Raw genomic sequence first — 25359 nt, 5'->3', positions numbered from 1 at the left:
CTCGCTTATTCTATTTGATATGGATTAAGCGAGTTTTTAATTAGCATTTTTTAACGTACTTCCTTCGAGTACTGATACTGTAAATTTCACTTTGTGCTTATTACAATAATCAACAGCTATTGGAATGACTTCATTAATAGACACGTGTGGGTTATCAGTCACATCAATAATGAGTCTTTTTATACCTTCTTTGTTTCTTGAATTTTCAATAGAGTTGCTAACTAGATTTTTTGCTGAGATAGACTCTCTTGGTGCTTTTAATTCATACCCGTTTGTCATATCACACCTGCCGACTATAACCCGTGACCCATCAGGTAAATCCACTGAATAATGGTCCTTGATAAAATCCACTGTAAGCCCAAGCTGTCTCATTCTTTGAGCAGTTACGTACTCATGGGAAGCCACTTTATTTCGTGCAAATTTATAATCCCTAACTACCTCGTTTTTCTCTCCATAATTCTCAATATAGTGGATATCTGGCTTTGTGCCACTATTTAGCCACCTAAAATCTCGTGTCTCACATTCAGCAATAATCGCTGAGCGATTCTTCCAAATAGGCTCAAGACCAACTGTATTAGCACACTCAACCCAGCGAGCGTACATCTCATCAGGATCATATCCTTCGATGGTGGTTTTCTTTGTGCCTGGAACGATTATGCAATCGCAATGCAGATGAAACTTATGACCAGCTCCGCCTGCGCTAAACTCAGATTCATAATCAAAACCACGTGTTGAAAGCATGAAACAAAAACCACAGGTTTCCGCGCCAGATGGAACTCTCGCCCACCAAATTTTTGACCTAAGCGCGCTTCTATGCATATTGATGTTCGCTTCACGCTTAACATAAAAACGAGTAAGTGCAGTGCAGGCGTCGATAAACTTCTGGTTGTTACCGTCAACTAAATCTTTCGCAAGGTAGTGAACTTTTTTCTCAACTAAACCACACTCAATAGTTTGTTGATAGCGAAACTTTGCCTTAACACCTTCTGCTCTGACTATCTCATCAAAAAGCTCTCCTGCCAGCTCTCCCGCTTGAGGCGAGAACGCATTGAGAGCTTGTTTGATTGACTTAATGGCCATGTTGCGAAGCTCTGCAACCGAAGAGTTTGGGTTAGCAGCTCTCAGCGCATCGTAATAGTCATACATAAATTCAGCCGCATCATCTGCGGCTGAATCAAGTTCTTTTCTGTATCGAGTAAGCCTATCCTTGTTTACCCTCATCAATTACACCGTCCAGTAAGTCTTGATTATCAACTGGAGTCTTTGTAGCTTTTGCCGCGAAACGTGCCTTAAGAAGCTCTTGAGCTGTTGCTCTATCCCTATCACTTTCAAGCCTCTGTATCTGATCATCAGTAAAACCAAGCTCCTCAAGCAAGATGTCAGAGTTAGCAATCCAAGGGGCCGCTTGGACAATCTTAAGCATTGAATCAGCTTGGGAAACAATAGAAGGCATTGCGGGATTGTGCCATTTTGCCGTAACCGCTGACTCAATCGTCAACACTTCTGCAAACGAAACGTTTCTCTTTACTGCAAGTGACATGAGAGCAACATTACAAAGAGCATCCCCGTTATCGGCATTGAGATTTTGTGCGTCAATAACCAAGGGTTCCTTTGCTACATAAATAGCTTCTGCGGAACTAGGATTATCAGAAATGATTCCGAGTTCAGAAATAGGAACGTTTGTCTCAGCAGAAAAACGAGCGGCAAGCGAGCGCATATAGTCAATATGTGGCTGCATTGAACCTTGTTGCAACTGTCCAAATGTTGGAGTATCACCGTCAGCGTCTTTTGAAACCGCAAAAATCGAGCCAATATAAGCATCCCATTTTGAAAGCTTATTAAGAGCGTCTGGGTCAGCACCAACGAGATACTTTTGTGGTGCCGTCATAAACTCAGCTGCAACTTCAGCTCGTACACTCGAGCGCATGGCATCATCAGTCAGATCCATAACAGCTTGTGTAATACGTGACTTGCCAAATGGACGGTCAAGCGTAGCCTCATAAACCAAAGGCTCCATAAGACAGCGACCCATTCCGTGTGGGATATACTCAGCAACCCAGCGAGTTGAGTCGAGCGGTCTACGGATACGAATAATATCGGTATCGGTAAAGACATTAATCCAAGTTGGAGCATTTCTGTGATTCGGTCGATTATCACGATCAACTACGACAATGCCAGCTTGAATTCTATGCAGTCGTTCGTCCCAAAGAGCCGCAGCGGACACTGCAGAATACGCTGAAATGATAACCGCAGGTTCTCCAGCGTCAACATCTCCAGCAGTGACCGTCAAAAAGGCACATGAACTTTTAAGTTGCTCTTTAACTGCCTTACGATAACAACGCTTAAGAGAATTCTGTCGAACAATGGTCTGAAGTTCTTTAGAAACCTCTTCATCTGTACAAGTAAAACCGTCAAACTGTGAGCGATTTGCAAGTGTATCAACTGCCTTTGCTGGCCATGAAATCGCTTGCTTAAGATTTCTTAAACTATCCGGTACAGAAATACCAAGCTGTTTTAGCTTGGTATGCATCTTGTAATATCCATCGCGAAGACGATTACGTGCAAGAGTGTTCGAATAAACAGTACAGAGATCTAAAATTATCTGTCTATCTTCTTTTCTCAGTCCAACCGCCGTTGCGGTTGAGACAGGAATAATTCCAATCGTCACCAGACTACCTGCTTTCTAGCTGGGTTTCGTTTAGTGGTCCTAACGCCATAAAGCGCAAGAGCGGCAGATTCAGCAGCGGTACACGTCGCTTTTGGAGAATCCCCAAATCCAAAACCACCGTTATTTCCAATTGCACGCCTGGACGAGCCCGTAACAGACTCGTCCAGTGCTGGAGAGGAGACGTGACATATGCTATGTGCTCCAACTTCATCAACAAATCTCGAAGCTGCAGCTACAGCTTGTTTTGTATCGCAAAGAACAATGCCACGCTTTGGAAAATGCAACTCTTGCAAGCGTTCAGCTAGCTGAGTTGCACCAGAGCGACCATCAATAACCACACACGCAATGCGACTCTCTCGTTCCTTGATCCATTGAGCGAGGTTTTGACCAGCGCCGTATGCGTCTGCAATGTCAACAAGCTCAACATAAGCCGTTGGAATATCTTGCTGTTTAAGAGCTGCAGAAACAGCCACTTTCTTTCCATCAAGTGAATATTTGATTCCAAAAGCGAGAAGACCATCGTCATAAGGCTCTTCTGTTATGCACTCATTCCAGTCATTCGCGTTAACGATGTACTCAACTGATGTATCAAGTGTTGACCACCAGCCAAGACGCTCACGCGCAAAGCCGTCTCTTGTCATCTGATGCCATTCATTAAGTACTGCTCGCTCTGTAATACGAGAGCCAAGAGCCGGGTTGGTCTCATAAGCAAAGTCGAGTGCTTCTTCATCGCTGGTATCCTCTTTCGGAACCGATTTTGCGGCCCACTCAAGCCACCAAGCCTCACCTGGGTCATCAGAATGCGCTGTATCATGCATTCGCTTAAATACTGTTCCCCTGCAGGTTGGGTCTGGTGGCGTTCCAATGTAAATGACTTGAGGAGAGCCGTCTTTAGATGCAGAAACTGTTGGCAAAATTGCATTAAGCTGAGCATCTGTAAGCTCCTGTGCCTCGTCAATAATAATGAGTGAGCGTGTACCTCCTCGTGCCTTTGAGGTCGTGCGGGTTGAAAACTTTAGCCTTCCAATTGCGCGTTTGCCACTTTTATAACATCCGCAATCAAAAAGCAAGTACTGCTTTCCAGGTTGTCTATAAGCCTTGAGGAGAAGTTCCGCCAAGTCTGGATATGTCTCATCGTCCGTAAAAAGGTTCACGATCATATCAAAGAACTCATCAACGGTATCAGCGTTGTGAGCGGAATAGACAACATCCATTCCACAAATGGCCGCACACCAAATGCCATAGAGTCGGGCAGCAAACGATTTGCCATTTTGACGCGGCTTGGCTGCACCAATAGTTTCAGCGGCTGGAGAACCTTTAGCGTCCTTGGCCATATACAGCTCAAGTTCATGTTTTTGAGCCTCATCAAGCTTGAAACCATAATGCGAAAACATATTTATGCAAGCTTTTGCATCAGAATGATGATATTTTCCAATGCGCTCAAAGGTCGGTTTTTGATTTCCAACACGTTTTTTACGCCTTGGCATTAAGAGACCTCTTTGAGGTAAGTCTTTCTAGCTCGTTTAACGGGGCTCGGTTTTTTAACAGCAAATAATTTCTCTTTTTCCATTGCGTCGACTTCGTCAACTACCTGTACGAATGTCTTTACAATGGCTGCAAAATCACGACCAGATTCACAATCATCTAACTTCTTTGCCATAGATATCTGTAGTGCTTTGTAGATATCGTATCGGCTACCTTTTCTGCAAACAGTGACTAGTTTTTTGGCCATCGAGACCTCCTTTCAGGCTTATTTCACTGTGGAAAATTTGAGGGTTCGCTATATTCTGACTATGCCAAGGGGCGTCTTTTTGGGGCTGTGGGAGGGTATACCCCCCTACCACAGACGCGTTCTTACAATAGGTAGTGCATTACCCTTAAGCTCGTCCATCATTCGATTACCGCGCTTCTGGTTGCATATGCGGTGCGCCGCTTTGACATTCTCTGGGTCGCATGCGGCAGCTCGTCTTTGTTCAAGAGGCAGCCTTGAGACAGGTACGACCTCATCCATCTCAAAGCTCATCGGGTCACCAGCAGGAAGCGAGTAATCAATTGGCATACCGCAAATATGACACGGTTCTTCTCGTGCAATCATCTGCTTTCGCAACTGATCTCTAGCATATGAGCGTCTGATGTTGTAGCTCATTAGCTCACCTGCCTAACAAAAAAGCGCCCTGGCTCATAACCAGAACGCTTATTAGTTCCTTTGTTGCGTAAATCGCTACTGTACATAATATCACAAAACACCGCGCAAGAGTACGCAAGAGTATGCAGAACTTATTTTCTTGAGTTCTCCATATCTTTACGAATGAGTTCTTTGATGTAAGCATTTTGTTTCTCTTGCTTATTAACCCACTCATAAAGCTCATACTCACCAGGATAAAACCTAAGCTGTTTAATCTTTACTGAGCGCTTGATGTATGCAGCAGTAGCTTTCTTTTGAGCTTTACTTACTGCCATGCTGTCTCTTTTCAATTAAAGAGATTATTAACTGACCGACAATCGTACCAGCAACAATCGCTACAAGAAGACCAACAAAACTAATTGTAATCATCTTGACCTCCCTCTATACTAGATACATCTCTCGCAGGGGATTACTTTCGTAACCCCCTTTGAGACTGTCTAGGACTTCTTAAAATGCTTACCTGGCCTTTGAGAAGTCCTTTTTCTTTGCAAACTTTGAATAATAAAATGACTTATTACGTTTGCTAAGACAGTAACAAGGAATGCTTCAAACAACTTACCTCCTTTCCCCTTGTTGCTATCTATTATTATAGTACATACTATATATATTGCAAGCATAATAGGCAAAAAATATTATTTATTTTTCAAGAATTTCTCGATGTAATTCTCCTCATCAATTGTCTCAAAGACTTCACGTTCTAACTGTTGTAGCGTTCGCACAGGAGTAAGAAGTCTTTCAGAGACATCGCTCCAAGTAAGGCATTGAAGATAACGCCATTGAAGTAAGTCAGCATAAATAGAGCTACTCATTAACTGACAAATTCCACCATCACCAAGCTGGCTCGCACCATAAAGCAACGTATAAGCATCATTGATATAGTCATAATTGTCATTCATTCTTTTAGACAGTAGAGCTTCTAGATCTATGCGCTTATCCACTTTTGCCATCGTGTCTTGATTAGAGCCTTTACTTCCACCAGCTGAATATGACTGAGCTTTTGCCCCCTCTGTCTCTTGAAGGCTCATAATTTGCTGTAATGCCCTGGTATTTTCTCTTGATGCTTCTGCTACACCATGAAAGAACTCTGACGCGGTCAAACCACTGTAATCCATAATTCTCCAAACGTAGATACGTTTAGTTAGAGTAGTTATTTAAATTATATGATTTAGCTGGCTTGATAGAGAGTTTTCAACATTATGTATACAAGTTTTCTACAACTTATAAACATTATTGTATTGTTGAGCGGAATAACCTCTAAATTTTTATAGGAGGGTGCGCAACCGGTACGCTTGCGAGCCTTTCTCCGCCGCTTTGCGAAATTGCTTTGCGTGCAATTCGCAAGCTGCTTTCTGCTATACCGTTACGCTTTTAGATAGAAAAGCGAAGTAAGTATAGCACATCGAAAATCTCATAATGAGCGTATCGAGCGTAACGAACTTTAATGAGCGCTACCAACAAAATCTACATAATTTTTAGCCTAGTTTTCTTAATTTAGGGGTCTCAGATGACTCCAAGACCCCTTTGCATAGGCTCTACTCAACTAATAAATAATTAAATTATTCTTTAGAACGGAATGTCAGCATCGTAAAACTCTTCTTCTGGCGCCTGTGGTGCTGTGAATGAAGGTTGGCCCTGCGCTGTGGCAGCTGTTGTTTGAGTCTTGGATAGAAACTCAATCTCCCCTACAACAACCTCTAGTTTGCTACGATGCTGGCCGTCCTTTGTTTCCCAAGAGCTGTAATGCAGTTTGCCATCAATAGAGACCTTTGCGCCCTTAGAAATAAAGCGTGAGAGAGCTTCAGCACGTTGACCAAAGACAATGCAGTCAATGAAGTTAGGAACATCTTGCCATTTGCCTGTTTGCGGATTCTTGCGTCGGTCATTAACAGCTACACCAAACGAAAGGATATTTGTTCCTCCTGCTGTAGAACGGAGCTCCGGATCTCTTGTAAGGTTTCCAGAGATATTAACGTGATTAATTGACATATTGAACTCCTAAAAATACTTATCGATGATTTTTTCAACGTCCATCACACGAGGTGAATACGAGTAATTAGACATTTCCCATACAAGAAACTTCTGCGGGAAGCCTCTAATATCGTCACCGTATAGAACTGAAACCCAGTTACCACGAGACTTGAAATAAATGTGCTCAACACAAGCGTTGCTGCGGTCAGTCCAGGTCTTACCATAACGCTCTAAAGCGTCACACAGTTCTTGGCAGTACTTACTTCTCTCCATATCTGCCCAACACCTCCAAAATCTCTTCAGGTGTTTTAGCCGCTCCAGGACCGAACGCATAGTCATCTATCGAATAAATAATAGAAACCTCAAGCTTTAACGGGAATCCTGATGTGACGCCATGTTCAACACCATCTGATGTGATGTAGTAAGAGCACATACAACAAAGCACTAAGCCATTATCTAGCGGAATCCAAGTCCGTTCAGTGCTAAACCCAGAATGGTCTTCCCAAGAAATATTTTGAGCATCAAGAAGCCTGCGTAGATCCTTTGTGACTTTAGAAATAGCCATGCTAAGGTCTTCCTTTCTCTAATTGTCTGATAATTACTTCTTATCTAGCACTCACTAAGGGATAAAAAGAATTTCCAAGTTGAATGAACGTTTTTTGTCGAATTCAACTTGATTGAAAATTGCTAATTGCAACAAATTGCAACAAGCATTTAAGGCATGGAACGCTTAGAACGCTCCTTGTTCAATGGTCCTAAGCGCGTCTCCAAACGCTTCTGCCGCTCCCCGGTCACGTCCAGGCAGCAAATGAGAATAAATCCTCAAAGTTGTTGCTGGGTCTGCGTGGCCAAGACGCTCTGAAAGAGTCTTTAAGTCAACGCCACTTGCCAAACACCAAGACGCGTGAGTATGTCTGAGTGAGTGGAAGGTAATGCCTTGAGGTAGCTGGAGAGTGCGTCTCATGCGTGTAAATGACCTCGAAACGCTCGTTGGACGCATGTAAGAGCCATCAAGGCTAATTAACGGTGTAGAAGACTCCACAAAGGCAATATGAGCTTGCTGAAGCTTCATGTAGTCACTAATAAAACTGATGTCCGAGTCTGTAATGGCTATGTTTCTAGATCTCTTACCCTTGGTTGATTCTCGTCTATAAGGCTTTCTGTAAGACTCTTCAATGACGGTACCAGATACGTGGATATGCTTATATAGCATGTTTACATCACTGTATCTAATAGCACAAACTTCACCGCAGCGCATACCAGTTACTAAAGACAGCCAAGCAGCAAAGGCACAAACAACACGGGAATTAAACTCATCCTCTTGAATGGCTGTAGTAATCCTGGAATTAATAAGGGTACTTATCCCAGCAAAACCCCATTCTTCAATGGATACAGCTTCATGGACTTCCCTGGACGGCTTAGCCACGTTAATAAGCGGGTTATAGTCGCATATGCCAGCTGAAACAAAGTAATTGTATGCACCTCTCAAGAATTGATGCAGGTTAATTACACTGTTTCGAGACAAACCCTTCTTCAATAAATCCTGCTCAAATGAAGTGAATAAAGAGGATGTAATACTTCTTACATCCTCTTTACCAAGCCTTCCATTGATATGGTTTCTAATGAAGCCTTCATGCTGCCTTGTAGTGTTAGGGCTCGCGCCATTCCTGCGTTTAATAGAAACATACTCGAGAAGTAAATCGGTAAGCTGTGTGCTTTTAACTTTGCCGTCAGACGTAATATGAGACGCCCACATAGTGGCTAATTCTTCAGCTTCTTTCTGCGTCTTTGCCGTAGGAAAGCTTGCATAAGGCTGAATGATTTTGCCGTTAAGATTTCTTCCTAAGTAAAGCCTACAGCACCAAATGCCGTTCGAATTCAATCGAACTTTTATTGAGCGGTTCATTGTTTACCGCCTTGCAGTTCTTCGTCATTTTTGAAGTCTTCGACTAGCTTGTTAAGAGTGCATACCAATGTTATTAATTGCTTATCTGAAAAGCTAATTTCTTTTAGAACGGCAGCTAAATCGTTGTTCATGAGAGCTCGCTGCATATCGCTCTGACTGTGCCATACCTCACAAACCAGGCCACGAATAAATTTTATGTCTGCAATACGTAGTCGATTTTTCATTAGTACCTCTTCATATACACGCCTTTGAAGCGTCTCCACTCAAGGATTAAGCCAATCGCATTAGCCTTTCTTGAACCGTCGTATCCGAGAGTAATACCCTCGTCTTTTGCGACTGCCTTGATTTCCTTCATCGTCATCTTTTCGAGACGCTTTCTATCTTCTGCTTCGGTTGTCATTAGTCCCTCTTTCTGTTTAGATACATTCCGCTGAACGCAAGAAAACCGCCAATAAGTACTCCAAGGAACCTGTCCAGTGCGCCGTAATAATCTGTTGCTGGCGTTGAGGTTGGTTGCGCTTGTGCGATGCCTGGAACAAAGACCAGCACTGCAAAGACAGCAACACCCAGCCATTGAAGAATCTTCTTCATGGTTAAAGCCTTTCTATTTGGTTGTTAAAAACAGGGAATTAAAAAATAAATAAGTAATTTAATCGCTAATTACAAAAGCTATACCAGCGAGAATGCAGAAAACTAGAACAATAATATCTACCGTGCTCATATGAGCCTCCTTCCTGTTAACAAAGCTTCTATAAGCATTTTTCAAGGGTCTCTTTAAGTGCGTAGTACAAACCGTAAATAATCTTGTTGTTGGTAAAATCAACAACGTGTATTCCACAGGCAAGCGCAACATCATGTTCAAGTCGAGCACCATCTGAAGCTTCCCACTCAGGCAACATTACCACCGTGTCATAACCAGTAATTTCTGACAAGCAGTGCTTCATTGCCTGTTCCCAGCTAAATCTTGCTGGAATCCGTACAGCGGGGCTATAAATCTTCGCAGCACCACCAAATTCAACAAGATCTCTAGCAAATGAGAACAAGCCTTTATAATTCTTTTCGCCTGTAATTGGACCGGATAAGTACACTTGCTTATCTCTAATGTCAGTACCGAGAAATTCGCCATTACTCAGATATGCCAACTTTGCATAACGTTCAATAAGGTTAAGAGCTGTATCTACACTGTCCACTACTACTCCTTAATTCTTAGTTTGTATCTGTTTTCATATGCTCGACATGTAAGCGCATGCAAGACGGGGTGCAACGGTATATAGCCATTCCGTACCTTGCACTCCCATACATCTGGCATGTTTGGAGCGGGTGCAATAAGACATCTTGCATGTACGCAGTTTTCACATCTACGCATCGTCTTTCTTCCTCTCACCCCATGAACAAAAGCCGTCTGGGTTAAATTCTTTGCCAACGCAACCGCCGAAAAAGTGATGTTCTGTTGCCCAAAACTTGCAATCTCGACATCTAACGATTGGCTTATTTGTGAGCCAAAACTTACTGATACCGTTAGTACCACCGACGTATTCGTTCTCTTTCATCACTCCTCCTTTACGTTGCCAGGGCAAGTGTTTGATTGTCGATATAGTCATCTGCCGGTAGAGCGGCTTGCTTTTGCGTCTCTGGTTCTCTCATAAACAACACCCAATGCGTCTTAGACGCTTTAGGGCGGCGGTTGCCGATAATTGGCTTTGCCGGACAAAGTGCCAGTACATCCTTGAGCGGAATGTGATACTCGTACCACTTAAAAACAAGGACACCGTATGGTTTGAGTACACGTAGACACTCGCTAAAGCCTTTGGCTAAGTCCTCATGCCAGCTGTCGGAATCAAGTTTGCCGTACTTATCGACTTGCCAACCTGCTCCAACGTCTAAATGCGGCGGATCAAAGATGACGAGGTTGAAGCTTTTATCCGAGAAAGGTAGCTTCCGGAAGTCGGCAACCTTATCGGGGCTGACATCGAGCGTGCGTCCATCACACAGCGTGAGATGTCTTGGGTTTGCGTCGCACTTAAGTACTCGCTCGTCTTGCTTGTCGAAGTAAAAGCTCCGTGCCCCGCAGGCCACGTCTAGGGCTGGTGGTAGGCTAGTCATCTTCACCCACCACCTTTGCACCACAGTCGGGGCAGTACGGGCGGAAATACCAGTAATCTTCTTCCGCCTCGTACTCACCTGCGAGTATATGGCCGCAGTTGCCACAGCAGGCATGACCATCTTGAATTTTTAGCTCGCATGTCGGGTTTACAAGGTCGGCGAGAAGTTCAAAAAGTTCGCGAACGGCGTCGTCATATGTGGCTCCTTTTGGTGCGGTATACCCAAGGACATATGCTATCGAGCCAGGCGTTATACCTAGACCACATGCGAACTTACTGCGCAACCTCGCAGCTGTCTCTTTGCGATCGCTTAAGCTAGGCATTCTCACTCACCACCCTTGCGCCACAGTGAGGGCAGTAATTAGGCTTAGTCACATCTCCGCACCAGCCACAGGCAGAGCATGCAAAGTCGTAGCTCTCGCCATTAGTGCCTTCTTCACTGCCGAAATCGTGACATGTAGGGTCGATAAGGTTGGCTAGACGGTTAAACACATCACTGTAAGAATTGTTATCACGTATGCCAGCAGATTCCAAAAGCTCAAAAAGCGTTATACATGCTGTACCCGTAAGACTTATCGGAGGTTCTTTGTCTAACCTCTCGCCGACTTTTCGCCACTTCTTCGCTACCTCTTCACGATTAGTCATCGCTATCACCTAAGCTCTCGAGCTGGTCGGCGATATCTAACAATTCAGAAGAAGTACAGTAAGATATATCATCGTCAGCGTATAAGACATCTTTAATCTGCCTAGCAAGCAACGCAACTGTTGCTGGTTTTTTGTGGGTAAATTTTACTGGGAAAGAATAACCATCGCCACATGAATCTCCACTAAAAGCCAGAACGAACCATTTGTTGCCGTCTAAGGTAAGTTGTCGGACCTCATATCTTTTGTTGTTTTCGTCATATACGATATCGCCGATATGGGTAACCTCACCGTCTTTATCGAGCGGTAGTTCAATCATGTTTGACGTGTCGCAAAGGTCGATTAGACGGCTTATGGTATTTCTACGACTTTTCTCAAGTGGTACGCCATTTGGAGGGTTTGTGCCAAATAAGCATCTATAAAAATCAACAATGTATTTTTCATCGTGGTTCTTAAACCTTTCAGCGATTTTCTCGCGTTCTTCTTTAGTTAGCATTGTTACTCCTTTCGACCAGTCGCTTGTAGTGAGAAATCGCTGCGTCAAAGTCTTCGATACAGCTAATAATGTGTTTTATGTTTACGTACGAATCAGCTTCGACATATGCAGCAATACGCTCATGCTTGACGTTCAAAGCCTGCAGGTACATTTCGTCCGCTGATGGCCTAAATGCCAGCTCGTCAACATTAACTGCCTCACAAAGCTCAACAATGCGGTCTAAAAGCTCATCGTCACTTCTCCAGCTCTGAATGCCTAGAAGAACGTATGAAAATTGGTCCCAGCTAAGCTGTTCTTCTTCTTTCTTATACTCTTTAGCTCTCTCTGCAATCTCTCGGCGTTCCTGTTTAGTTAGCATCACACACCTCTTTCTCTTTGTCTTTGAGCCATGCGACTAAAGCTCCAACAAGTCCATACGCAGCTATGGCATATCTAAAAGCCATTAAATATGCCACGTTATGTGGCTCAAAAATGCCCAAGCAGTCCGCTGTGAAATACACAAGCAAAGGCAGTAAAGCCACAAAAAATATTCTTTTGTCCATTTGTTATTCCTTAGAATGCAAGCCGTAGAGGCTTAAGAGAATCCGTTTATTAATGAGCCACCGTTTACCGGCTTTCTTGGCATACACCTCCCCTCTTGCGCACATCTTGCGCATCGTGGAAACTGGTATGCCTAATAGTTGAGAAGCCTGTTCAACGGTTATAAGCTCGGTGTTTCGCAAGCTCTCCATAAGAGCTAATTAATGAGCGGAGCTGTACAGTAAGCGGTAACGCACCAGTCAAAGCCTTTTTGCGTCATCCTGGCATAAGGCTCATTAGACTTACCATCTCGACGGGTGCTCATGATCTGTACGAATCTTCCCGTCTCAATTCCCTTCTTTGTTGGAGCTTTGCCAACACGGCAAATCAAACCATCAGCGCGAAGAAGGGCAAAGAGGCGTTTGCGGGTTATTTGAGGGTCATACTGCGAAAGATAGCGAGCAGCATCTGTAATCGTCATCGTGCCTTTGACGTTAATAACTGTGTCATACATACCAGCTTTTGGAGCGAGCTCGTCAATCTTGGCGCCTTGCTCGATGATGGTTGTATCCTTCTCATAGAGCTGACGTTGCTGCTCTTTAAGTTGTGCATCCTTGCGCTGGATTGCTTCATTTGCGACTAGAACCGCACGAGCGAGAAGGTCTTCATTGCTTTCTGATCCATCTGTGGCGATGTAGCCGCCAGAGCGCCGAATTGACGGAAGTACTTCATGCGTGACCCAGCGCCGAAAAGGCTTTGCTTCTGGCTTACGACTTCTGAGCACAAGATTATATAAACCAGCTTCAGACACAATGAGCGGAGATCGTCCAGGCTTTTTATAAACCTCGATAGTATCGAGGTTTGAAACTTCATCACATTCAAGAACTGACCGAACATCTTTAACATCAGTCCCAAGAGCTCTACACACATCTTGAGCAATAAACCATGGTTCACCGTCAAGATCTTTGAGGGCTCTTAGCTCACCAAATTGTTGCGAACTAAAAACCTGTATACTTGTATCGTCCATTTCAACTCCTTAAAGTTTTTTGGACACGCTCTCCCACGTTGCCCCGTGAGGAGGGCACTTTTATCTTGTTAATAAATAAGACCTGCGAAACAAAGGGCAAACACTGCGATGCACAAGCCAACGACGCTTGTCATCTTTGAGCAGGCAAAAATACAATAAACTGAAAACATAAGTGATAGAACAGATACCAAACACGAAAGCATACGGATTGGATGTTTTCTAATTGATAACTTAAGTTCTATACAAAAAGCAGCTACTTTTTCTAATGACATTTTGCCCACCTTTTTAAGGCTTCATTTGCTTCTTGATCCGTTTCAAAACTACCAAGAAACCAAAGATTTCCACTGTCTTCCCTGGCGTAATAAGCATCGTTAAAACAACTCTTTATAAGTGATGCTTTCTTAATGCGCGATATTGTTGTGTGAGGCGGTTTAGCCTTTTCTGGTTCGAGCTTATGCGTGGCTTTAGGCTCCCAGTAGTATGACCACGCTGAGCCAGTATTTTGAGGAATTGGCATTTTTTCTCAGATCTCCATAGAAAATAGAGCTCTTTGTTTTAATAACGAAAGAGCAAAACTTCTGCAGGACTTTACATAGAATCAAAGCGTCTACGCCCGCTCTGTACGTCTGAAGTCCCTTGACGTAGCGAGTCACAAGACTCTACATGGTTAACGCGATGACCATGCAACGTTTTTACCGCTACTATTCACGGCTAAGCTTTATTTCTCCAGGTACTCGTAAAACTTAAAGTTTGAGTAAGCTTTTGTAAGTTTCCCTAGGACGTTTTGCGTCTATCTTGTTTACAAGGTACATAGTGCGTGAAAGTGCTTAGTTACTTAACATGTGATTCGTGTACGGTAATTACCTATGCCAAGTAAGTAATCAGGAGTGCAGTTATAAAGCCTTGCCAGCTTCATAAGATTTTCTGAAAGAGGGGTATTCTTGCCAGACTCCCAGCGTAAAAGTGTGTTCGTTGAAACGCCAATTCTTTTAGCAGCTTCACTTGCAGACAGTCCACACCTTGCTCTTTCAGCTTTCATGTTCATTCTCATAGTAAGCACCTCCTTTCAAATACACATATTCTGTGTGTTAACGATGTTGATAATACACACAAAATGTGTTTGATACAACACAAAAAGTGTGTAATTATTATGAAGACAATATAATGCGTGTAACTGAAGGTGAGCGGTAATGAAATACCAAATTGCTGAAGCACGTAAGCTTAGAAATATTACGCAAGCTGAATTAGCTGAGAAAATGGGAACCACTCAGCAGACAGTTCAAAGATATGAGACTAACCAAGTTAACATCCGCATGGATAAGATGATTGAAATGTCCGAAATCTTGAATGTGAGCCTGGCATACCTTCTTGGAATGTCTAGTAGTCCAGAGATATCAGAAGTTTCTGATATGGCACCTGTTCCACTCTTAGGCTCAATAGCTGCGGGCACCCCTATTGAAATGATTAGCGTTGATGAGACTTATGACATCCCAGCAGACATTCATGAGAGATATCCGCAAGCTTTTCTTTTAAAAGTTGTCGGTGAGTCCATGAACCGTGTTCTTCCTAATGGTTGTTATGCACTTATTAACCCATGTAAAGAAGAAATTAAGCCTATGAAGGCATATGCAGTGTGTGTGAATGGCTTTGATGCAACTATTAAACGAGTAAAGCCTCTATCGAATGGCTATGAGCTAATCCCAGACAGCATAGATCCTACATTTAGACCACAAATATTTGACTTTAATGAGATTGACACGCAGCCAATTTCGATTATTGGTGAAGTTATTTGGTATTTAGTTCCATTCGGATTTGAAATCTAAAGAAATGTTTAATTCTCAAAGAACATGCGTTCTACTCTAGTGGTAACACCGGACAAAAATTGAGTCCGATTTATAAAAGCTTGAAGGAATTGTGAAAGGGTAAAGAACATGAAGTTCGGAATGCGAAAGCCAAGTCTTAAGCGCTCTATATCAGCTCGTACAACAGGAAAGCTAAAACGAAGTATCAAAAAAGCCATTATTCCTGGATATGAGAAGAAAGGTACAGGTATTTTCAAAGACCCTAAAAAAGCTCTCTACAACAAGGCTTATAACAAACTTACATTTAGTATCTTCGATTTATTCAAGTAAAACTAGTCATTACGAGAGTTAGCGGTAAACCATTTAGGAGAATGTATGGCTTTCTGGTATCTAGTGTTTCTCGTAGTTGTGTTCCTACTTTTCAAAAAGCGGCGCAATAAAAAACAAAATTCGACAAATGGTTTTTACCCAACACCTCCTGCTGGTGCACAAAATATCCCATTGCCTGTATCCCCTCAAGCACCAAAAGTTAAAACTAAACCAAGTAATGTTCCTTTAAAAAGAACGCGCTGGGCAGATTTTGATGTCTCAAAATATCCTGAATCATATGTAGTAGTAGATCTTGAAACAACAGGGCTAGACGTCCATTACTGCGAAATCATTGAAATTGCCGCTCTTAAAGTAGTAGACGGAAAAATTACAGAAGAATTTAGTTCGCTCATTCATCCTCCAAGAGAGATACCATCTGGCGCAACTGCAATCAACCATATAACTAATCACATGGTAAAGAATGCGCCAACGCTCGATAAAGTTATCCCGCAATTTGATACGTTCGTTAAAGGATTTCCTCTAATCGGTCATAACTCTCTTAGATATGACGCGATTGTTCTCGAGGAGAATTTCTTTAGACGCGACTTTTTATGCGATTATGTTTGGTATGACACATACAAATTGGCTAGACAAATCTTAGAGCCACCATACAAACTGATAAATATTGCCAAAAGACTTAACGTTAAACAACATGGCAAAGCTCACAGGGCTCTCGCGGACTGTTATATGACTTATGGCATCTACGAAAAGATGAGAGAAATTTCTATAGCAACAACGGAAAACGTAAAATGTATTGAGAAATACACCGATAAAAACACTGAAAGCACAAAGCTTTCTGGAACCGTCTTTTGCTTGACAGGTGTTCCGTGCTGTATGCCTAAAAGCGATTTTCTAAAAATGCTAATTACAAATGGGGCAACCTTGAGCGAAAGAGTAACTCTCAAAACTAATTATTTGATTGATTGCTCTGGAGACGAAACCACAAAAATTAAAACAGCTAGGAAGTATGCCGACCGAACTGGCATCAAAATTATAAGTGAGCAACAAATGCTCGAAATGTTAAAACAAAGCTAAGATGTCGCTTTATTGCTAATTATTTGTTTCTTAAAGCGTACGTTTCCTCTTAGTGGTAGCAATGAATAAAAAGTAAATCCGATTTATAAAAGCTTGAAAGAATTGTGAAAGGGTTTGAGAGATGGTTGTTTATGCTGAAAGAACTCTTGTTGTTTACAAATTCATGTTCAACAAAAGAAGACACCCTGATGAAGTGTGTAGCATATATGATTTAGATGGAGAAAGCATACTTACACACTTCTCGAAATTTCTCAATTCTAGGGTCATCCCAAAATTAGAAAATGAAAACGTCAAAATTCTAAGATTTCACAAGATTGATACCATCTCAGAAAAAAGTATTCTCGCATCAATTGAATCTGGTCTAGCCGGTGAAGACCGTGTTATCTATGAGCCATCTACTAATAAAAATGTAGGAAATATTAATGCAGAACAAGCTGCATTAGTTGGAACACGCGTTTATTTATCTGTTGAAAACACAGGCGATACATATGCAATCCTTTGCGTTGAGCATGCTTTATCATTTGCTGGAGATACTATTGTTCCAAAAGAATTTGCAAACTACCTGAGACAAGCCGCTCCACACGTAACTATGAAATATGAAGCAGTTACAGAAAAAGAAGCAGAAGACACATTTAAATCTGTCGAGCAAATTTCTATCAAACACTACATCAAACAAAATGACATATCTGAAAGCCTAATTAAAGAAAGCGACTATGTCATGTTGACGTATGGGCATAAAAAGAACAGACCATTTCCAACGAAGATACTCGATGCAATTAGATCTAAAGACGCGAGAAGAAAAACCTTAGTCGGATATGAAAAGAGTATTTTTGACGGCGATGACGCTGTTGTCGAAGTTCAAATGAAAAATAACGTTGGACGAACAAAGAAGTTCAAACTGAATGATGATTTTGATATGAGAATTGTAGAGTTATTAAACTGTAATGGAGACAAACCTTTAAGCGATAATGAGTTTGTTAAAAGATGTGCAGAAAAGGTAGAAGACATTTCAAACAGATTAGGACGCTCAATATTGTAGAATAATAACAACAAAGAACGAATGTTCGACATAAGGAGGAGAAATGAGCAAAATTAGTTTATGTTATGTGGTCAAAAACTATATTGCATCACTCCACCAAGGTTACGAAAAGAAGATATCTAAATTTGACGTTTTTTGTCAGATTATTACACCGCTTATCATTGCTGTTGTAATTATCATCAACGCAGATAAATTCCATGACTCTCTCGATGAAGCTCTTCAGGGACTCCTAACATGGGTAGCAATTACCTCTTCGTTAATTTTTGCCGTTGTTGTTATGATTTACCAGCTTAGGATGCAACTAATCTCTCAGAAAGACATTAAGCATGAAGGAAATGAACTAAGAGTAATCGATGAGATTTTTTATTGTACTCTTTGGGCTGTCGTCGCAGGTTTTACTTCAGCGGCATTTATAGTTGTAAAACCACTTGTAGCAACATACAGCACATTGATAGGAAATCTATTTGCAGGTTTAGCAATTGCCTTTTCATTAAATCTTGTTCTTGTAACTTGTATGACAATAAAACGAATTGGAATAACCTACGAGGTAATTTCAAAACGTTGGAGTAAAAAAGAGGAGCAATAAGCTCCTCTTTTTATATCGCTCGCCTAAGTTGTAGTACTTCTGCACCGTCTTTGTGAGCATCGTTAAGAGCCTCTCCAATAATTTTCCCTGCCTTTTGAATTTGCTCCAAGTCTGTATCTGCATAACGCATTGTCATATTAATATCGCTGTGTCCAAGAATGTCTTGTGCGCTCTTAATGTCCATAGTTCTAACTGCAATCGTTGCATATGTGTGTCGCAGATCATGAAAGACTGGTCTTCTCCCCTGCGTTCCAAGAAGACCCCACTCCTCAGAGTGACTCTTCCACCATGCAGTCGCTCGCTCTGGTCTAAGATATTCGCCAGAGAAGTCACCTAGAACGTACATCTCTTCACTAAACGCAATTCCCATCAACATACAATCTTCAATGTATTTAGAACGCCACTGCTTAAGAATGTCTACAAGCGGAGCTGGAATAGGTACCGTTCTATCTTTACCATTTTTTAAACCCTTAATGTAGGTTTTGCCGCCATCGTATGAGATGGCTCGACAGAGATGTGCTGTGACATCTTCAGCTTTAAACTTCACGTCCTTCCATTGAAGTCCACAACACTCCTCACGTCTCATACCTGTGTAATATGCCAGGTATGTCGCAAGTACCATCGGAGAAAGCTCAAGAGCAGAAAGCATGACTTGAAGCTTCTTGCGTGAAGGTTCGTTTAGCGGATTTGGCGGTGCAAGATAACCTTTTGGCGCTTTAATTGCCGCACATGGATCGTATTGCAGATCTCTAATTGCTACAGCATGGCGCGTACAAGCACGGAAGGAGTTAAATGCTTTCTTAACCGTATTAGCTGCATAGCCAGAATCATAAAGCCAAGACACATATAACTCGACATCCGTGACAGTAATCTCTTGTAGTCGCTTTTCTCCAAAGAACAAATCAATATATCGGACGTTATTCTTATAAGACGTATAAGTACGACGTTCAATTTGTTGTGTGGCAACAAGGCTCTTAAAGTAATTAAGACAATACGTATATGCCGAACAATCAAGCCTTGTTGCTTGATTCTGTTCGACAACCTCAACAAACCCTGCATCTTGAACCCATTTCTCAGCAGCTGCTCGAGCAACTTTTTTGCCCCTTCCAGCCGCACAGGGAATTCCGAGAGATTTACTTTTTTCTTGGATGGTTCCATCAGCTCCACGAAAACGTACACGAGCTTGCCAGAAAGTTCCATGTCTTTTGACTGCAATATTCATGCCGTTCTCCTTAACGTGCAAACGCTTAAAGGGGTGCAGTGCACCCTTTTTGCACCCAAACTGTATGGACAGTTTTACTATACACACCGGACAAAAACTCGTTTTAGCAGGTCGTAACGGCATTTATTGAGCGTAACGGAATTTAATGAGCGGTTGATGATATATCTTCTAAACCGCAGGTCGCGCGTTCGAATCGCGCAGGAGGCACCAAAAACACCAGGTAGGCGGCTTGCCGTCTACCTTTTTTGTTAAATTTTTTATTTTCTGCCTCCATTTTGCCTCCAAACTGTATGGCTACTGTAAAAGTAGAATACCTGTTCGAATAAAAGTTTTAACTATTTAGATAGGCCATTTACCTCGATAAATCTAAAAACAAATATCGATGCTTACAGAGTCATTTGGGAAGATTTGTCAAGGACATAAACAAAATTTCTTTGACAAATTTATATCTTCTCTGTTTCTCTCTTAATTAGCTTTAGTATTTTATCTTTGTATGTTTCGACTGTTCCTTGCTTGAAATGTAGGTTTACAGTGTATTTTGTCTTTCCAATATCCATAATTAACTGTTTATTAGGTGGTGCTTTTATTTCTCTTTTTTCTTCTTCCATGTGTCCTCCTTTCCGTTTTTAAGCAAAGAAAAAACAGTAAACCTTTTTTGATTTGCTGTTTTCGTGTTAGCTTTTATTAAATTGTTAGTTTAGCAAACTGAAAATATCCTACTTGCAATACTCTTTTATTTTATAAGCATATTCAGTCAAAAGATTCTTTGAATAAATTTTTTCATTTCTTGAATTTCTAACTTCTTTCCAAAGAATGGAAGCTACTTTTAATTTATTTGAATAGTTGCAACTATTTTCATCTGCACAGAAATCCTTTAAAAATTGATTCCATTGACAAACCGAATTATCATACTTGGCATAATCTGATTTTCCATAATAAACTTTCAGCATATCTTGAATTGTAAAACTCAAATCATTTTCGCTTTTTACTTTTCTCCAAGCAGTAGCCATATCAGCAGTAAATTTAAATGGTGAAACATCTGTTAAAATTGAGAAATATTCTCTAAATTGTGTGTTAAAGGAGAACCCACATTCAAGTAATGGCATATCTAAGGTAATAGTTTCCACTTTTTTCTTTTCATTTTTTATTGATGACTTTTTAATCAAATTACCCTTAAAATACTGCTCAATAATATAATTGAGTTCTTGTTTTATACCTCTATATTCTAATCCTAATGACTTGCATATCTGTGAAAGTTCTTCACGATACCAATAGTATTTACTAAATTCATCAAACGATGTAATTTTATCAAACTCAGGTCTACTTTCTATCAATATTTTATCTCCTCAAAACCAATTTGCTTTTTCATCTCTAAATAAGGGTGTTTCACTCTCTTTATAAGGATTGTAGTTATTGCAATTACAGCCAAACTCTTTTAATGCTTTTATCTTATTATCGGCTGTCCAAACAATCAAAGAAATACCGTCAAATTCTTCAACTTCCCCCTCATTCATTTTATTTTTGAAGTGCCATTCTACAATAGTTTGATTATCCTTATGAAAAAATTGCTTTATATCCCACGCAAGCACTATTCCTCTTGTATTCCACTCGTTAAACCAGTGCTTTACTGTTTGACGGTTTTCATACTTAGGACACCAACTCTCAATATAAATTACATCATCAGAAAAAATTTCATCTATCCCTAAGTCTTGTTGTGTAAGCCACATATCAAACCATAAACGAATGATTTTCTCTCTTTCATTCATAAATTTAAGCTCCTCCAAAATCAAATAATTATTTATATTTATACCATTTTTTCGCTTAGTTTTATAGGTCTAACTCGTTCCGCTTTACCTGTAATAGTTGCTTTTTTTGTTCCTGTAACTGCTCTATACAGGTCTTAACTTTTTCTGCCTGTTCTACTTCTTCTCTTATCTCTAATATTTGATTGTAAAGGCTCTTTTTCTCTTTCTTCATAGTGGCAAGTTCTGATTTCCATTTTTAACCGTATTGAAATACCATAGAAAATAGAGGGATTAAAATCAGTTTTATAAATGACCAATTAAACAAAATCCAACATAAGCACAAAATACCCGTTCAATTCCACAAAATGGGATTGAACGGGTACTGGATCAACAAAAACCTAAGCGCACTTACGTTTAACACATCCTTATATGCCACGTATTACAGCAGATACTCTGCAATCTGGACAGCATTAGTTGCGGCGCCCTTTCTAATCTGGTCACCGCAGCAGAAAAACGTCAATGCATTGGTGTTCTTATCAGCAGAGAGGTCCTCTCGAATACGTCCAACATAAATAAGATCTTGATCGGAGGTATCAAGAGGCATCGGGTACTGAAGCTCTGCAGGATTGTCCACAACCTTGATACCCGGTGCATCCTCAAGAATAGCTCGAGCTTCATTTGGGCTCAAAGGACGCTCAAACTCAACAGTGATGGATTCGGAGTGAGAGCGCATTATTGGAACGCGGACGCAAGTACAATTAACGCGCAGTTCAGGAAGATGCATAATCTTACGTCCCTCGTTTTGCATCTTCATTTCCTCGGAGGTGTAGCCAACCTCATCAAAGCCACCAATCTGTGGAATCAGGTTGACTGCCAGCTGGTATGCAAAAGGAGTGGTCTCGGTTACTTTCCTGCCTGCAACAACGTCAGCCATCTGGTTCTTCAAGCTAGTAAGACCAGGAAGACCGGCACCTGATGCAGCTTGATATGTAGAAGCAATAATACGTTTAGCACCTGCTACTTTATGTAGAGGATACAGAGGTACCAGGCCAATAATGGTTGCACAATTTGGATTAGAAATGATGCCGTTATGTCCCTTGATGTCTTCGGCATTAATCTCTGGAATTACCAGCGGAACATCGGGATCCATTCTGAACGCATGGGAATTGTCAACACAGACGCACCCGCGCTTAACTGCTTCAGGGAGCAACTCTTTTGCCTGCTCGTCACCGGCCGCTCCAAGAACAATGTCAACTCCCTCAAAAGCCTCGGGAGTTGCCTCACGGATAACAATCTGCTGACCAATAAAGTTGATAGTTTTGCCTGCACTTCGAGCAGACGCTAAGAGCACCAGCTCCTTAATAGGAAAATTACGCTCTTCAAGGCACTGCATCATCTGAGCGCCAACAACACCAGTAGCACCAAGAATTGCAACAACCTTACCGTTGGGATCAAAAGCCATAATTACCTCGAAACCATTTCGTCACGAACAAATCCGTTGTAAATGACGCCAATTGTGCGATCAAAGTCGGTATTATCGACTCCCACGATAATGCTAATCTCTTCAGAACTCTGCGTAATCATACGAATGTTGACGCCCGCATTACCCAGCGCACCAAAAATCTTGCCAGAGGTACCGGAGCGCCTAGACATATTACGGCCAACAACAGAGACGAGAGCTAGACGGTCTACCATCGTAATATCATCAGGTTCAATCTCGCGACGAATATCGCTGATGATGGAATAAACCGTATCTTTTACGTCAGAAGCATTGACCACAATACCAAATGAATCAACGCCTGTTGGAATATGCTCAACAGAAACACCATAGCGTTCAACAATATTGAGTGCACGACTAATTACGCCAACCTCGTTGGACATGTGTGCTTTTTTAACATGAATTGCTAAAAAGTCTTTTTTACCTGCAATGCCGGTAATAAGATGCTCGCTCACATCACCATCAGCGGTTTCACGAATCACAGTACCTGTATCTTCTGGACGGTTCGTATTCTTAATCTGGATTGGAATGTTTGCCTCTCGAACAGGGAAAATTGCCTCCTCCTGAAGAACGGAAGCACCCATGTAAGAAAGCTCGCGCATCTCGTCAAAGGTAATACGGCCGATGGCACGCGGATTCTGCACAATGCGAGGATCAGCAGAAAGGAAGCCGGACACGTCAGTCCAGTTCTCGTACAAGTCCGCGTCTAAGCAGCGAGCCACAATGGCACCGGTAATATCGCCGCCACCGCGCTGGAACAGCTTAATTGCACCGTCAACTGTAGCGCCGTAGAAACCAGGCAGTACAAAAGAACCACTACGAGCAACTACTCCTTTAATTCTAGAAGCAGTGCGCTCCATATCGATGGTGCCATCATGATGAAACAGCATGACGTCGGCAGCATCAACAAATGGCAATCCCAGATACTCAGCAAGAATCTGGCAGGTAAACCACTCACCCCTACTCACTACATACTCTGGCGAGAAGGACTTGATGTTTGTAGCAAACTTCTTAAATTCCTTAGCAACAGGCCATGTAACTCCCAATTCGTCAGCAATCTCTACAAAGCGAGCCTCAATATCTGCAAGCAAAGAAGTGCAGTCAACGTGATACTCAATATGAGCATTTACCAGCAATAAAAGGTCAGTAATCTTATTATCAGTTGAATGACGCTTTCCTGCTGCAGACGAAACAATAAAGCATCTATCAGGGTCAGCCTCAACAATAGCCTTAACTTTTTTAAACTGCTCTGCGGAGGCAACACTTGAGCCACCAAATTTTGCAATTTTAATCATTTCTAATTCCTCTTTTCAAGTGCAGCCATAAAGGTTGTAGGGTCTTGCGTAAGCGCGCTAGTAAGAAGCTCACGGGCCTTCTCGGCACTCAAATTCTTGACCAATTGAGCGCCTGGCTCCCAGAACGAGCCGCCCGGAATATCAGCTTGCGTCCTAAACACATAATCGGAAACAAACAGCTCAGGATTATATAAAAGATTTGCCGAGAAGTTCTGCTGGCCCTCAATAGGAGCATCTGCACAGTCAATAATATCTTGTACAACAGCGTTTGCCGTTGGATTACCACCGGCACCTTGACCATAGAACTTTAGCTCCCCAATGGTATCTCCTACCACAGTAGCAACATTAAAGTTGGTAGGAACGTGAGCCTCAATAGCTGAAAGTGGAACAGCAACCGGCTCAACAACAACAGCGTAGGATGAGCCGTTGGAAACACCTCGTCCAAAAAGCTTGATAGTCATATCGTGGCTACCAAACATGGCAAGATCACGCTTAGTTAAGTTTCTGATACCGGACATAGGGATCTGATTAGTGCAAATCACATCAAAAGCAATAGATGCAGAAATCATAGTTTTGGAACGAACGTCAATACCGTCGATATCACTTGACGGGTCTCGCTCGGCATAACCCAACTCCTGAGCCTTGCTCAAAACCTCGGCAAAATCCGTTCCGTCTTTGAGCATAGAATAAACAATGTAGTTGGTGGTTCCATTCATGATTCCCCAGAACGCAGAAATCTCATCAATACGACGTACTTTTTGAATTCCTGCAATCCAAGGAATACCGCCACACACGCATGCTTCAATCTTTAAGTTGACGCCTGCTTCAGCAGCAAGGGTCATGAATTCCTCAAAATGAGCTGATACCACAGCTTTATTTGAAGTGACTACATTTTTCTTAGCAATCAGTGCTGCCTTAATGTACTCATAAGCTGGCGAGAGACCACCCATACACTCAACAACAGTATCGAGTGCAGAATCAGACAATATCGCATCAAAATTAGACGTTGCACGAGGGTCAACGTGCTCTTTACCAGCTCTAACTAAGATGGAGGTCAGGTTAACGTCAGAAATACGCTCATCAAGAATGCGCGCGACTGAAGCACCAACCGTTCCAAATCCAAGTAGGGCAACGTTTTGCATATAGCTCCAAATCTAGCAGTCATCTTTGTGCAACAAGGTCGATTGCTCGCAAAGATGACCACACTGGTCACAATCTCATAGACAAAAACTACCAAAAACATGGCAAGATCTTA

Annotated in this window: 39 protein-coding genes; 5 read left to right on the top strand and 34 right to left on the bottom strand. The window is 41.8% G+C overall.

Annotated elements, in window-relative coordinates:
- Positions 1-36 precede the first annotated feature (36 nt).
- From APAR_RS02960 to APAR_RS02845, 26 genes are all read right to left on the bottom strand, one after another.
- The gene (locus APAR_RS02960) at positions 37-1221 is read right to left on the bottom strand and encodes a VG15 protein (RefSeq protein ID WP_012808665.1); all 1185 of its coding nucleotides are present in this window, start codon (positions 1219-1221) and stop codon (positions 37-39) included.
- Positions 1202-2668, bottom strand: a complete 1467-nt coding sequence (locus APAR_RS02955) for a phage portal protein (protein ID WP_012808664.1) — start codon at positions 2666-2668, stop codon at positions 1202-1204. The genes APAR_RS02960 and APAR_RS02955 overlap by 20 nt, the downstream gene beginning before the upstream one ends.
- A complete protein-coding gene (locus tag APAR_RS02950; RefSeq protein ID WP_012808663.1) occupies positions 2665-4155 on the bottom strand; it encodes an ATP-binding protein in 1491 nt (496 codons plus the stop codon). The genes APAR_RS02955 and APAR_RS02950 overlap by 4 nt, the downstream gene beginning before the upstream one ends.
- The gene (locus APAR_RS02945; protein ID WP_012808662.1) at positions 4155-4400 is read right to left on the bottom strand and encodes a hypothetical protein; all 246 of its coding nucleotides are present in this window, start codon (positions 4398-4400) and stop codon (positions 4155-4157) included. Before APAR_RS02945 ends, APAR_RS02950 begins: the two co-directional genes overlap by 1 nt.
- 105 nt (positions 4401-4505) lie before the next feature.
- Positions 4506-4814 carry an HNH endonuclease gene (locus tag APAR_RS02940; RefSeq protein ID WP_012808661.1) on the bottom strand — a complete coding sequence of 103 codons (309 nt, stop codon included), beginning with the start codon at positions 4812-4814 and terminating at the stop codon, positions 4506-4508.
- A 131-nt stretch (positions 4815-4945) separates the two neighbouring features.
- Positions 4946-5128, bottom strand: a complete 183-nt coding sequence (locus tag APAR_RS02935) for a hypothetical protein (RefSeq protein ID WP_012808660.1) — start codon at positions 5126-5128, stop codon at positions 4946-4948.
- Between the two features lie 357 nt (positions 5129-5485).
- Positions 5486-5965, bottom strand: a complete 480-nt coding sequence (locus APAR_RS02930) for a hypothetical protein (protein ID WP_012808658.1) — start codon at positions 5963-5965, stop codon at positions 5486-5488.
- A gap of 451 nt (positions 5966-6416) precedes the next feature.
- Positions 6417-6839: a single-stranded DNA-binding protein gene (locus APAR_RS02925; RefSeq protein WP_012808657.1), complete on the bottom strand. Its 423-nt coding sequence runs from the start codon at positions 6837-6839 to the stop codon at positions 6417-6419.
- Between the two features lie 9 nt (positions 6840-6848).
- Positions 6849-7094: a hypothetical protein gene (locus APAR_RS02920; protein ID WP_012808656.1), complete on the bottom strand. Its 246-nt coding sequence runs from the start codon at positions 7092-7094 to the stop codon at positions 6849-6851.
- Positions 7081-7386, bottom strand: coding sequence for a hypothetical protein (locus APAR_RS02915; RefSeq protein ID WP_012808655.1), 306 nt, complete (start codon positions 7384-7386; stop codon positions 7081-7083). Before APAR_RS02915 ends, APAR_RS02920 begins: the two co-directional genes overlap by 14 nt.
- A gap of 165 nt (positions 7387-7551) precedes the next feature.
- Positions 7552-8703, bottom strand: coding sequence for a tyrosine-type recombinase/integrase (locus APAR_RS02910; protein WP_245526066.1), 1152 nt, complete (start codon positions 8701-8703; stop codon positions 7552-7554).
- 20 nt (positions 8704-8723) lie between these two features.
- Positions 8724-8951 carry a hypothetical protein gene (locus APAR_RS02905; RefSeq protein ID WP_012808653.1) on the bottom strand — a complete coding sequence of 76 codons (228 nt, stop codon included), beginning with the start codon at positions 8949-8951 and terminating at the stop codon, positions 8724-8726.
- Positions 8951-9127 (bottom strand): hypothetical protein, encoded by a 177-nt coding sequence (locus tag APAR_RS07365; RefSeq protein ID WP_012808652.1) that lies wholly within the window; start codon positions 9125-9127, stop codon positions 8951-8953. Before APAR_RS07365 ends, APAR_RS02905 begins: the two co-directional genes overlap by 1 nt.
- On the bottom strand, positions 9127-9318 hold the full coding sequence (locus tag APAR_RS02900; protein WP_012808651.1) for a hypothetical protein: 192 nt from the start codon (positions 9316-9318) through the stop codon (positions 9127-9129). The genes APAR_RS07365 and APAR_RS02900 overlap by 1 nt, the downstream gene beginning before the upstream one ends.
- 158 nt (positions 9319-9476) lie before the next feature.
- Positions 9477-9917 (bottom strand): DUF4406 domain-containing protein, encoded by a 441-nt coding sequence (locus APAR_RS02895; RefSeq protein WP_012808650.1) that lies wholly within the window; start codon positions 9915-9917, stop codon positions 9477-9479.
- A gap of 168 nt (positions 9918-10085) precedes the next feature.
- A complete protein-coding gene (locus tag APAR_RS02890; protein ID WP_012808649.1) occupies positions 10086-10277 on the bottom strand; it encodes a hypothetical protein in 192 nt (63 codons plus the stop codon).
- A gap of 10 nt (positions 10278-10287) precedes the next feature.
- Positions 10288-10830, bottom strand: a complete 543-nt coding sequence (locus APAR_RS02885; protein WP_012808648.1) for a class I SAM-dependent methyltransferase — start codon at positions 10828-10830, stop codon at positions 10288-10290.
- Complete coding sequence (locus tag APAR_RS07450; RefSeq protein ID WP_143714119.1) at positions 10823-11113, bottom strand: hypothetical protein; 291 nt, start codon at positions 11111-11113, stop codon at positions 10823-10825. The genes APAR_RS02885 and APAR_RS07450 overlap by 8 nt, the downstream gene beginning before the upstream one ends.
- A 31-nt stretch (positions 11114-11144) precedes the next feature.
- The gene (locus tag APAR_RS02875; protein WP_012808646.1) at positions 11145-11474 is read right to left on the bottom strand and encodes a hypothetical protein; all 330 of its coding nucleotides are present in this window, start codon (positions 11472-11474) and stop codon (positions 11145-11147) included.
- Positions 11467-11967 (bottom strand): hypothetical protein, encoded by a 501-nt coding sequence (locus APAR_RS02870; protein WP_012808645.1) that lies wholly within the window; start codon positions 11965-11967, stop codon positions 11467-11469. The genes APAR_RS02875 and APAR_RS02870 overlap by 8 nt, the downstream gene beginning before the upstream one ends.
- On the bottom strand, positions 11957-12328 hold the full coding sequence (locus tag APAR_RS02865; RefSeq protein ID WP_143714118.1) for a 4-phosphopantoate--beta-alanine ligase: 372 nt from the start codon (positions 12326-12328) through the stop codon (positions 11957-11959). The genes APAR_RS02870 and APAR_RS02865 overlap by 11 nt, the downstream gene beginning before the upstream one ends.
- Complete coding sequence (locus tag APAR_RS02860) at positions 12315-12509, bottom strand: hypothetical protein (protein WP_012808643.1); 195 nt, start codon at positions 12507-12509, stop codon at positions 12315-12317. The genes APAR_RS02865 and APAR_RS02860 overlap by 14 nt, the downstream gene beginning before the upstream one ends.
- A gap of 3 nt (positions 12510-12512) precedes the next feature.
- Positions 12513-12698 (bottom strand): helix-turn-helix domain-containing protein, encoded by a 186-nt coding sequence (locus APAR_RS07505; RefSeq protein WP_081433511.1) that lies wholly within the window; start codon positions 12696-12698, stop codon positions 12513-12515.
- Between the two features lie 5 nt (positions 12699-12703).
- On the bottom strand, positions 12704-13513 hold the full coding sequence (locus APAR_RS02855; RefSeq protein ID WP_012808642.1) for a BRO family protein: 810 nt from the start codon (positions 13511-13513) through the stop codon (positions 12704-12706).
- Between the two features lie 262 nt (positions 13514-13775).
- Positions 13776-14030 carry a hypothetical protein gene (locus tag APAR_RS02850; protein ID WP_041654054.1) on the bottom strand — a complete coding sequence of 85 codons (255 nt, stop codon included), beginning with the start codon at positions 14028-14030 and terminating at the stop codon, positions 13776-13778.
- A gap of 318 nt (positions 14031-14348) precedes the next feature.
- Positions 14349-14552 (bottom strand): helix-turn-helix domain-containing protein, encoded by a 204-nt coding sequence (locus APAR_RS02845; protein ID WP_169302135.1) that lies wholly within the window; start codon positions 14550-14552, stop codon positions 14349-14351.
- 151 nt (positions 14553-14703) lie between these two features.
- Here APAR_RS02845 and APAR_RS02840 point away from each other — a divergent pair, with 151 nt between their 5' ends.
- The 5 genes from APAR_RS02840 to APAR_RS02820 all read left to right on the top strand — a co-directional run bounded on the left by APAR_RS02840 (position 14704) and on the right by APAR_RS02820 (position 18344).
- On the top strand, positions 14704-15336 hold the full coding sequence (locus APAR_RS02840) for a LexA family protein (RefSeq protein ID WP_012808639.1): 633 nt from the start codon (positions 14704-14706) through the stop codon (positions 15334-15336).
- A 108-nt stretch (positions 15337-15444) separates the two neighbouring features.
- Positions 15445-15645 carry a hypothetical protein gene (locus APAR_RS02835; protein WP_012808638.1) on the top strand — a complete coding sequence of 67 codons (201 nt, stop codon included), beginning with the start codon at positions 15445-15447 and terminating at the stop codon, positions 15643-15645.
- Positions 15646-15690: 45 nt separating this feature from the next.
- Positions 15691-16719 carry an exonuclease domain-containing protein gene (locus tag APAR_RS07105; protein ID WP_012808637.1) on the top strand — a complete coding sequence of 343 codons (1029 nt, stop codon included), beginning with the start codon at positions 15691-15693 and terminating at the stop codon, positions 16717-16719.
- Positions 16720-16840: 121 nt separating this feature from the next.
- Positions 16841-17758 (top strand): hypothetical protein, encoded by a 918-nt coding sequence (locus APAR_RS02825; protein ID WP_012808636.1) that lies wholly within the window; start codon positions 16841-16843, stop codon positions 17756-17758.
- A gap of 43 nt (positions 17759-17801) precedes the next feature.
- The gene (locus APAR_RS02820; RefSeq protein ID WP_012808635.1) at positions 17802-18344 is read left to right on the top strand and encodes a hypothetical protein; all 543 of its coding nucleotides are present in this window, start codon (positions 17802-17804) and stop codon (positions 18342-18344) included.
- Between the two features lie 10 nt (positions 18345-18354).
- Here APAR_RS02820 and APAR_RS02815 read toward each other — a convergent pair whose 3' ends face one another.
- The 8 genes from APAR_RS02815 to APAR_RS02785 all read right to left on the bottom strand — a co-directional run bounded on the left by APAR_RS02815 (position 18355) and on the right by APAR_RS02785 (position 25246).
- On the bottom strand, positions 18355-19566 hold the full coding sequence (locus APAR_RS02815; RefSeq protein WP_012808634.1) for a tyrosine-type recombinase/integrase: 1212 nt from the start codon (positions 19564-19566) through the stop codon (positions 18355-18357).
- 142 nt (positions 19567-19708) lie between these two features.
- Complete coding sequence (locus tag APAR_RS07475; protein WP_280990951.1) at positions 19709-19840, bottom strand: hypothetical protein; 132 nt, start codon at positions 19838-19840, stop codon at positions 19709-19711.
- 169 nt (positions 19841-20009) lie between these two features.
- A complete protein-coding gene (locus tag APAR_RS02810) occupies positions 20010-20174 on the bottom strand; it encodes a transposon-encoded TnpW family protein (protein WP_012808633.1) in 165 nt (54 codons plus the stop codon).
- A gap of 108 nt (positions 20175-20282) precedes the next feature.
- Positions 20283-20900, bottom strand: a complete 618-nt coding sequence (locus APAR_RS02805) for an SAP domain-containing protein (RefSeq protein ID WP_003029059.1) — start codon at positions 20898-20900, stop codon at positions 20283-20285.
- A gap of 12 nt (positions 20901-20912) precedes the next feature.
- Entirely contained in the window at positions 20913-21332 is a 420-nt protein-coding gene (locus APAR_RS02800) for a nuclear transport factor 2 family protein (RefSeq protein ID WP_012808632.1), read from the bottom strand.
- A 418-nt stretch (positions 21333-21750) separates the two neighbouring features.
- On the bottom strand, positions 21751-22773 hold the full coding sequence (locus APAR_RS02795; RefSeq protein WP_012808631.1) for an aspartate-semialdehyde dehydrogenase: 1023 nt from the start codon (positions 22771-22773) through the stop codon (positions 21751-21753).
- Between the two features lie 2 nt (positions 22774-22775).
- Entirely contained in the window at positions 22776-24104 is a 1329-nt protein-coding gene (locus tag APAR_RS02790; RefSeq protein WP_012808630.1) for an aspartate kinase, read from the bottom strand.
- A 2-nt stretch (positions 24105-24106) separates the two neighbouring features.
- Positions 24107-25246 carry a homoserine dehydrogenase gene (locus APAR_RS02785; protein ID WP_012808629.1) on the bottom strand — a complete coding sequence of 380 codons (1140 nt, stop codon included), beginning with the start codon at positions 25244-25246 and terminating at the stop codon, positions 24107-24109.
- Positions 25247-25359 lie beyond the last annotated feature (113 nt).

It is taken from the genome of Lancefieldella parvula DSM 20469, assembly GCF_000024225.1.
GTDB classification, from domain to species: domain Bacteria; phylum Actinomycetota; class Coriobacteriia; order Coriobacteriales; family Atopobiaceae; genus Lancefieldella; species Lancefieldella parvula.
The sequence above is the reverse complement of the archived record's forward strand: the minus strand, read 5'-3'. Positions and strand labels throughout refer to the sequence as shown.

Bases quoted from the DNA above. Each gene is read 5' to 3' on its own strand.
- APAR_RS02960 (WP_012808665.1), bottom strand. From the start codon at position 1,221: ATGAGGGTAAACAAGGATAGGCTTACTCGATACAGAAAAGAACTTGAT.
- APAR_RS02885 (WP_012808648.1), bottom strand. From the start codon at position 10,830: ATGACTAGCCTACCACCAGCCCTAGACGTGGCCTGCGGGGCACGGAGC.
- APAR_RS07505 (WP_081433511.1), bottom strand. From the start codon at position 12,698: ATGGAGAGCTTGCGAAACACCGAGCTTATAACCGTTGAACAGGCTTCT.
- APAR_RS02840 (WP_012808639.1), top strand. From the start codon at position 14,704: ATGAAATACCAAATTGCTGAAGCACGTAAGCTTAGAAATATTACGCAA.
- APAR_RS02935 (WP_012808660.1), bottom strand. From the start codon at position 5,128: ATGGCAGTAAGTAAAGCTCAAAAGAAAGCTACTGCTGCATACATCAAG.
- APAR_RS02815 (WP_012808634.1), bottom strand. From the start codon at position 19,566: ATGAATATTGCAGTCAAAAGACATGGAACTTTCTGGCAAGCTCGTGTA.
- APAR_RS02905 (WP_012808653.1), bottom strand. From the start codon at position 8,951: ATGAAAAATCGACTACGTATTGCAGACATAAAATTTATTCGTGGCCTG.
- APAR_RS02950 (WP_012808663.1), bottom strand. From the start codon at position 4,155: ATGCCAAGGCGTAAAAAACGTGTTGGAAATCAAAAACCGACCTTTGAG.
- APAR_RS02795 (WP_012808631.1), bottom strand. From the start codon at position 22,773: ATGGCTTTTGATCCCAACGGTAAGGTTGTTGCAATTCTTGGTGCTACT.
- APAR_RS02785 (WP_012808629.1), bottom strand. From the start codon at position 25,246: ATGCAAAACGTTGCCCTACTTGGATTTGGAACGGTTGGTGCTTCAGTC.
- APAR_RS07365 (WP_012808652.1), bottom strand. From the start codon at position 9,127: ATGACAACCGAAGCAGAAGATAGAAAGCGTCTCGAAAAGATGACGATG.
- APAR_RS02835 (WP_012808638.1), top strand. From the start codon at position 15,445: ATGAAGTTCGGAATGCGAAAGCCAAGTCTTAAGCGCTCTATATCAGCT.
- APAR_RS02900 (WP_012808651.1), bottom strand. From the start codon at position 9,318: ATGAAGAAGATTCTTCAATGGCTGGGTGTTGCTGTCTTTGCAGTGCTG.
- APAR_RS02890 (WP_012808649.1), bottom strand. From the start codon at position 10,277: ATGAAAGAGAACGAATACGTCGGTGGTACTAACGGTATCAGTAAGTTT.
- APAR_RS02920 (WP_012808656.1), bottom strand. From the start codon at position 7,094: ATGGAGAGAAGTAAGTACTGCCAAGAACTGTGTGACGCTTTAGAGCGT.
- APAR_RS02820 (WP_012808635.1), top strand. From the start codon at position 17,802: ATGAGCAAAATTAGTTTATGTTATGTGGTCAAAAACTATATTGCATCA.
- APAR_RS02870 (WP_012808645.1), bottom strand. From the start codon at position 11,967: ATGCTAACTAAAGAAGAACGCGAGAAAATCGCTGAAAGGTTTAAGAAC.
- APAR_RS02925 (WP_012808657.1), bottom strand. From the start codon at position 6,839: ATGTCAATTAATCACGTTAATATCTCTGGAAACCTTACAAGAGATCCG.
- APAR_RS02790 (WP_012808630.1), bottom strand. From the start codon at position 24,104: ATGATTAAAATTGCAAAATTTGGTGGCTCAAGTGTTGCCTCCGCAGAG.
- APAR_RS07105 (WP_012808637.1), top strand. From the start codon at position 15,691: ATGGCTTTCTGGTATCTAGTGTTTCTCGTAGTTGTGTTCCTACTTTTC.
- APAR_RS02845 (WP_169302135.1), bottom strand. From the start codon at position 14,552: ATGAAAGCTGAAAGAGCAAGGTGTGGACTGTCTGCAAGTGAAGCTGCT.
- APAR_RS02940 (WP_012808661.1), bottom strand. From the start codon at position 4,814: ATGAGCTACAACATCAGACGCTCATATGCTAGAGATCAGTTGCGAAAG.
- APAR_RS02800 (WP_012808632.1), bottom strand. From the start codon at position 21,332: ATGAATGAAAGAGAGAAAATCATTCGTTTATGGTTTGATATGTGGCTT.
- APAR_RS02850 (WP_041654054.1), bottom strand. From the start codon at position 14,030: ATGCCAATTCCTCAAAATACTGGCTCAGCGTGGTCATACTACTGGGAG.
- APAR_RS02825 (WP_012808636.1), top strand. From the start codon at position 16,841: ATGGTTGTTTATGCTGAAAGAACTCTTGTTGTTTACAAATTCATGTTC.
- APAR_RS02930 (WP_012808658.1), bottom strand. From the start codon at position 5,965: ATGGATTACAGTGGTTTGACCGCGTCAGAGTTCTTTCATGGTGTAGCA.
- APAR_RS02915 (WP_012808655.1), bottom strand. From the start codon at position 7,386: ATGGCTATTTCTAAAGTCACAAAGGATCTACGCAGGCTTCTTGATGCT.
- APAR_RS02945 (WP_012808662.1), bottom strand. From the start codon at position 4,400: ATGGCCAAAAAACTAGTCACTGTTTGCAGAAAAGGTAGCCGATACGAT.
- APAR_RS02855 (WP_012808642.1), bottom strand. From the start codon at position 13,513: ATGGACGATACAAGTATACAGGTTTTTAGTTCGCAACAATTTGGTGAG.
- APAR_RS07475 (WP_280990951.1), bottom strand. From the start codon at position 19,840: ATGGAGGCAGAAAATAAAAAATTTAACAAAAAAGGTAGACGGCAAGCC.
- APAR_RS02810 (WP_012808633.1), bottom strand. From the start codon at position 20,174: ATGGAAGAAGAAAAAAGAGAAATAAAAGCACCACCTAATAAACAGTTA.
- APAR_RS02875 (WP_012808646.1), bottom strand. From the start codon at position 11,474: ATGACTAATCGTGAAGAGGTAGCGAAGAAGTGGCGAAAAGTCGGCGAG.
- APAR_RS02860 (WP_012808643.1), bottom strand. From the start codon at position 12,509: ATGGACAAAAGAATATTTTTTGTGGCTTTACTGCCTTTGCTTGTGTAT.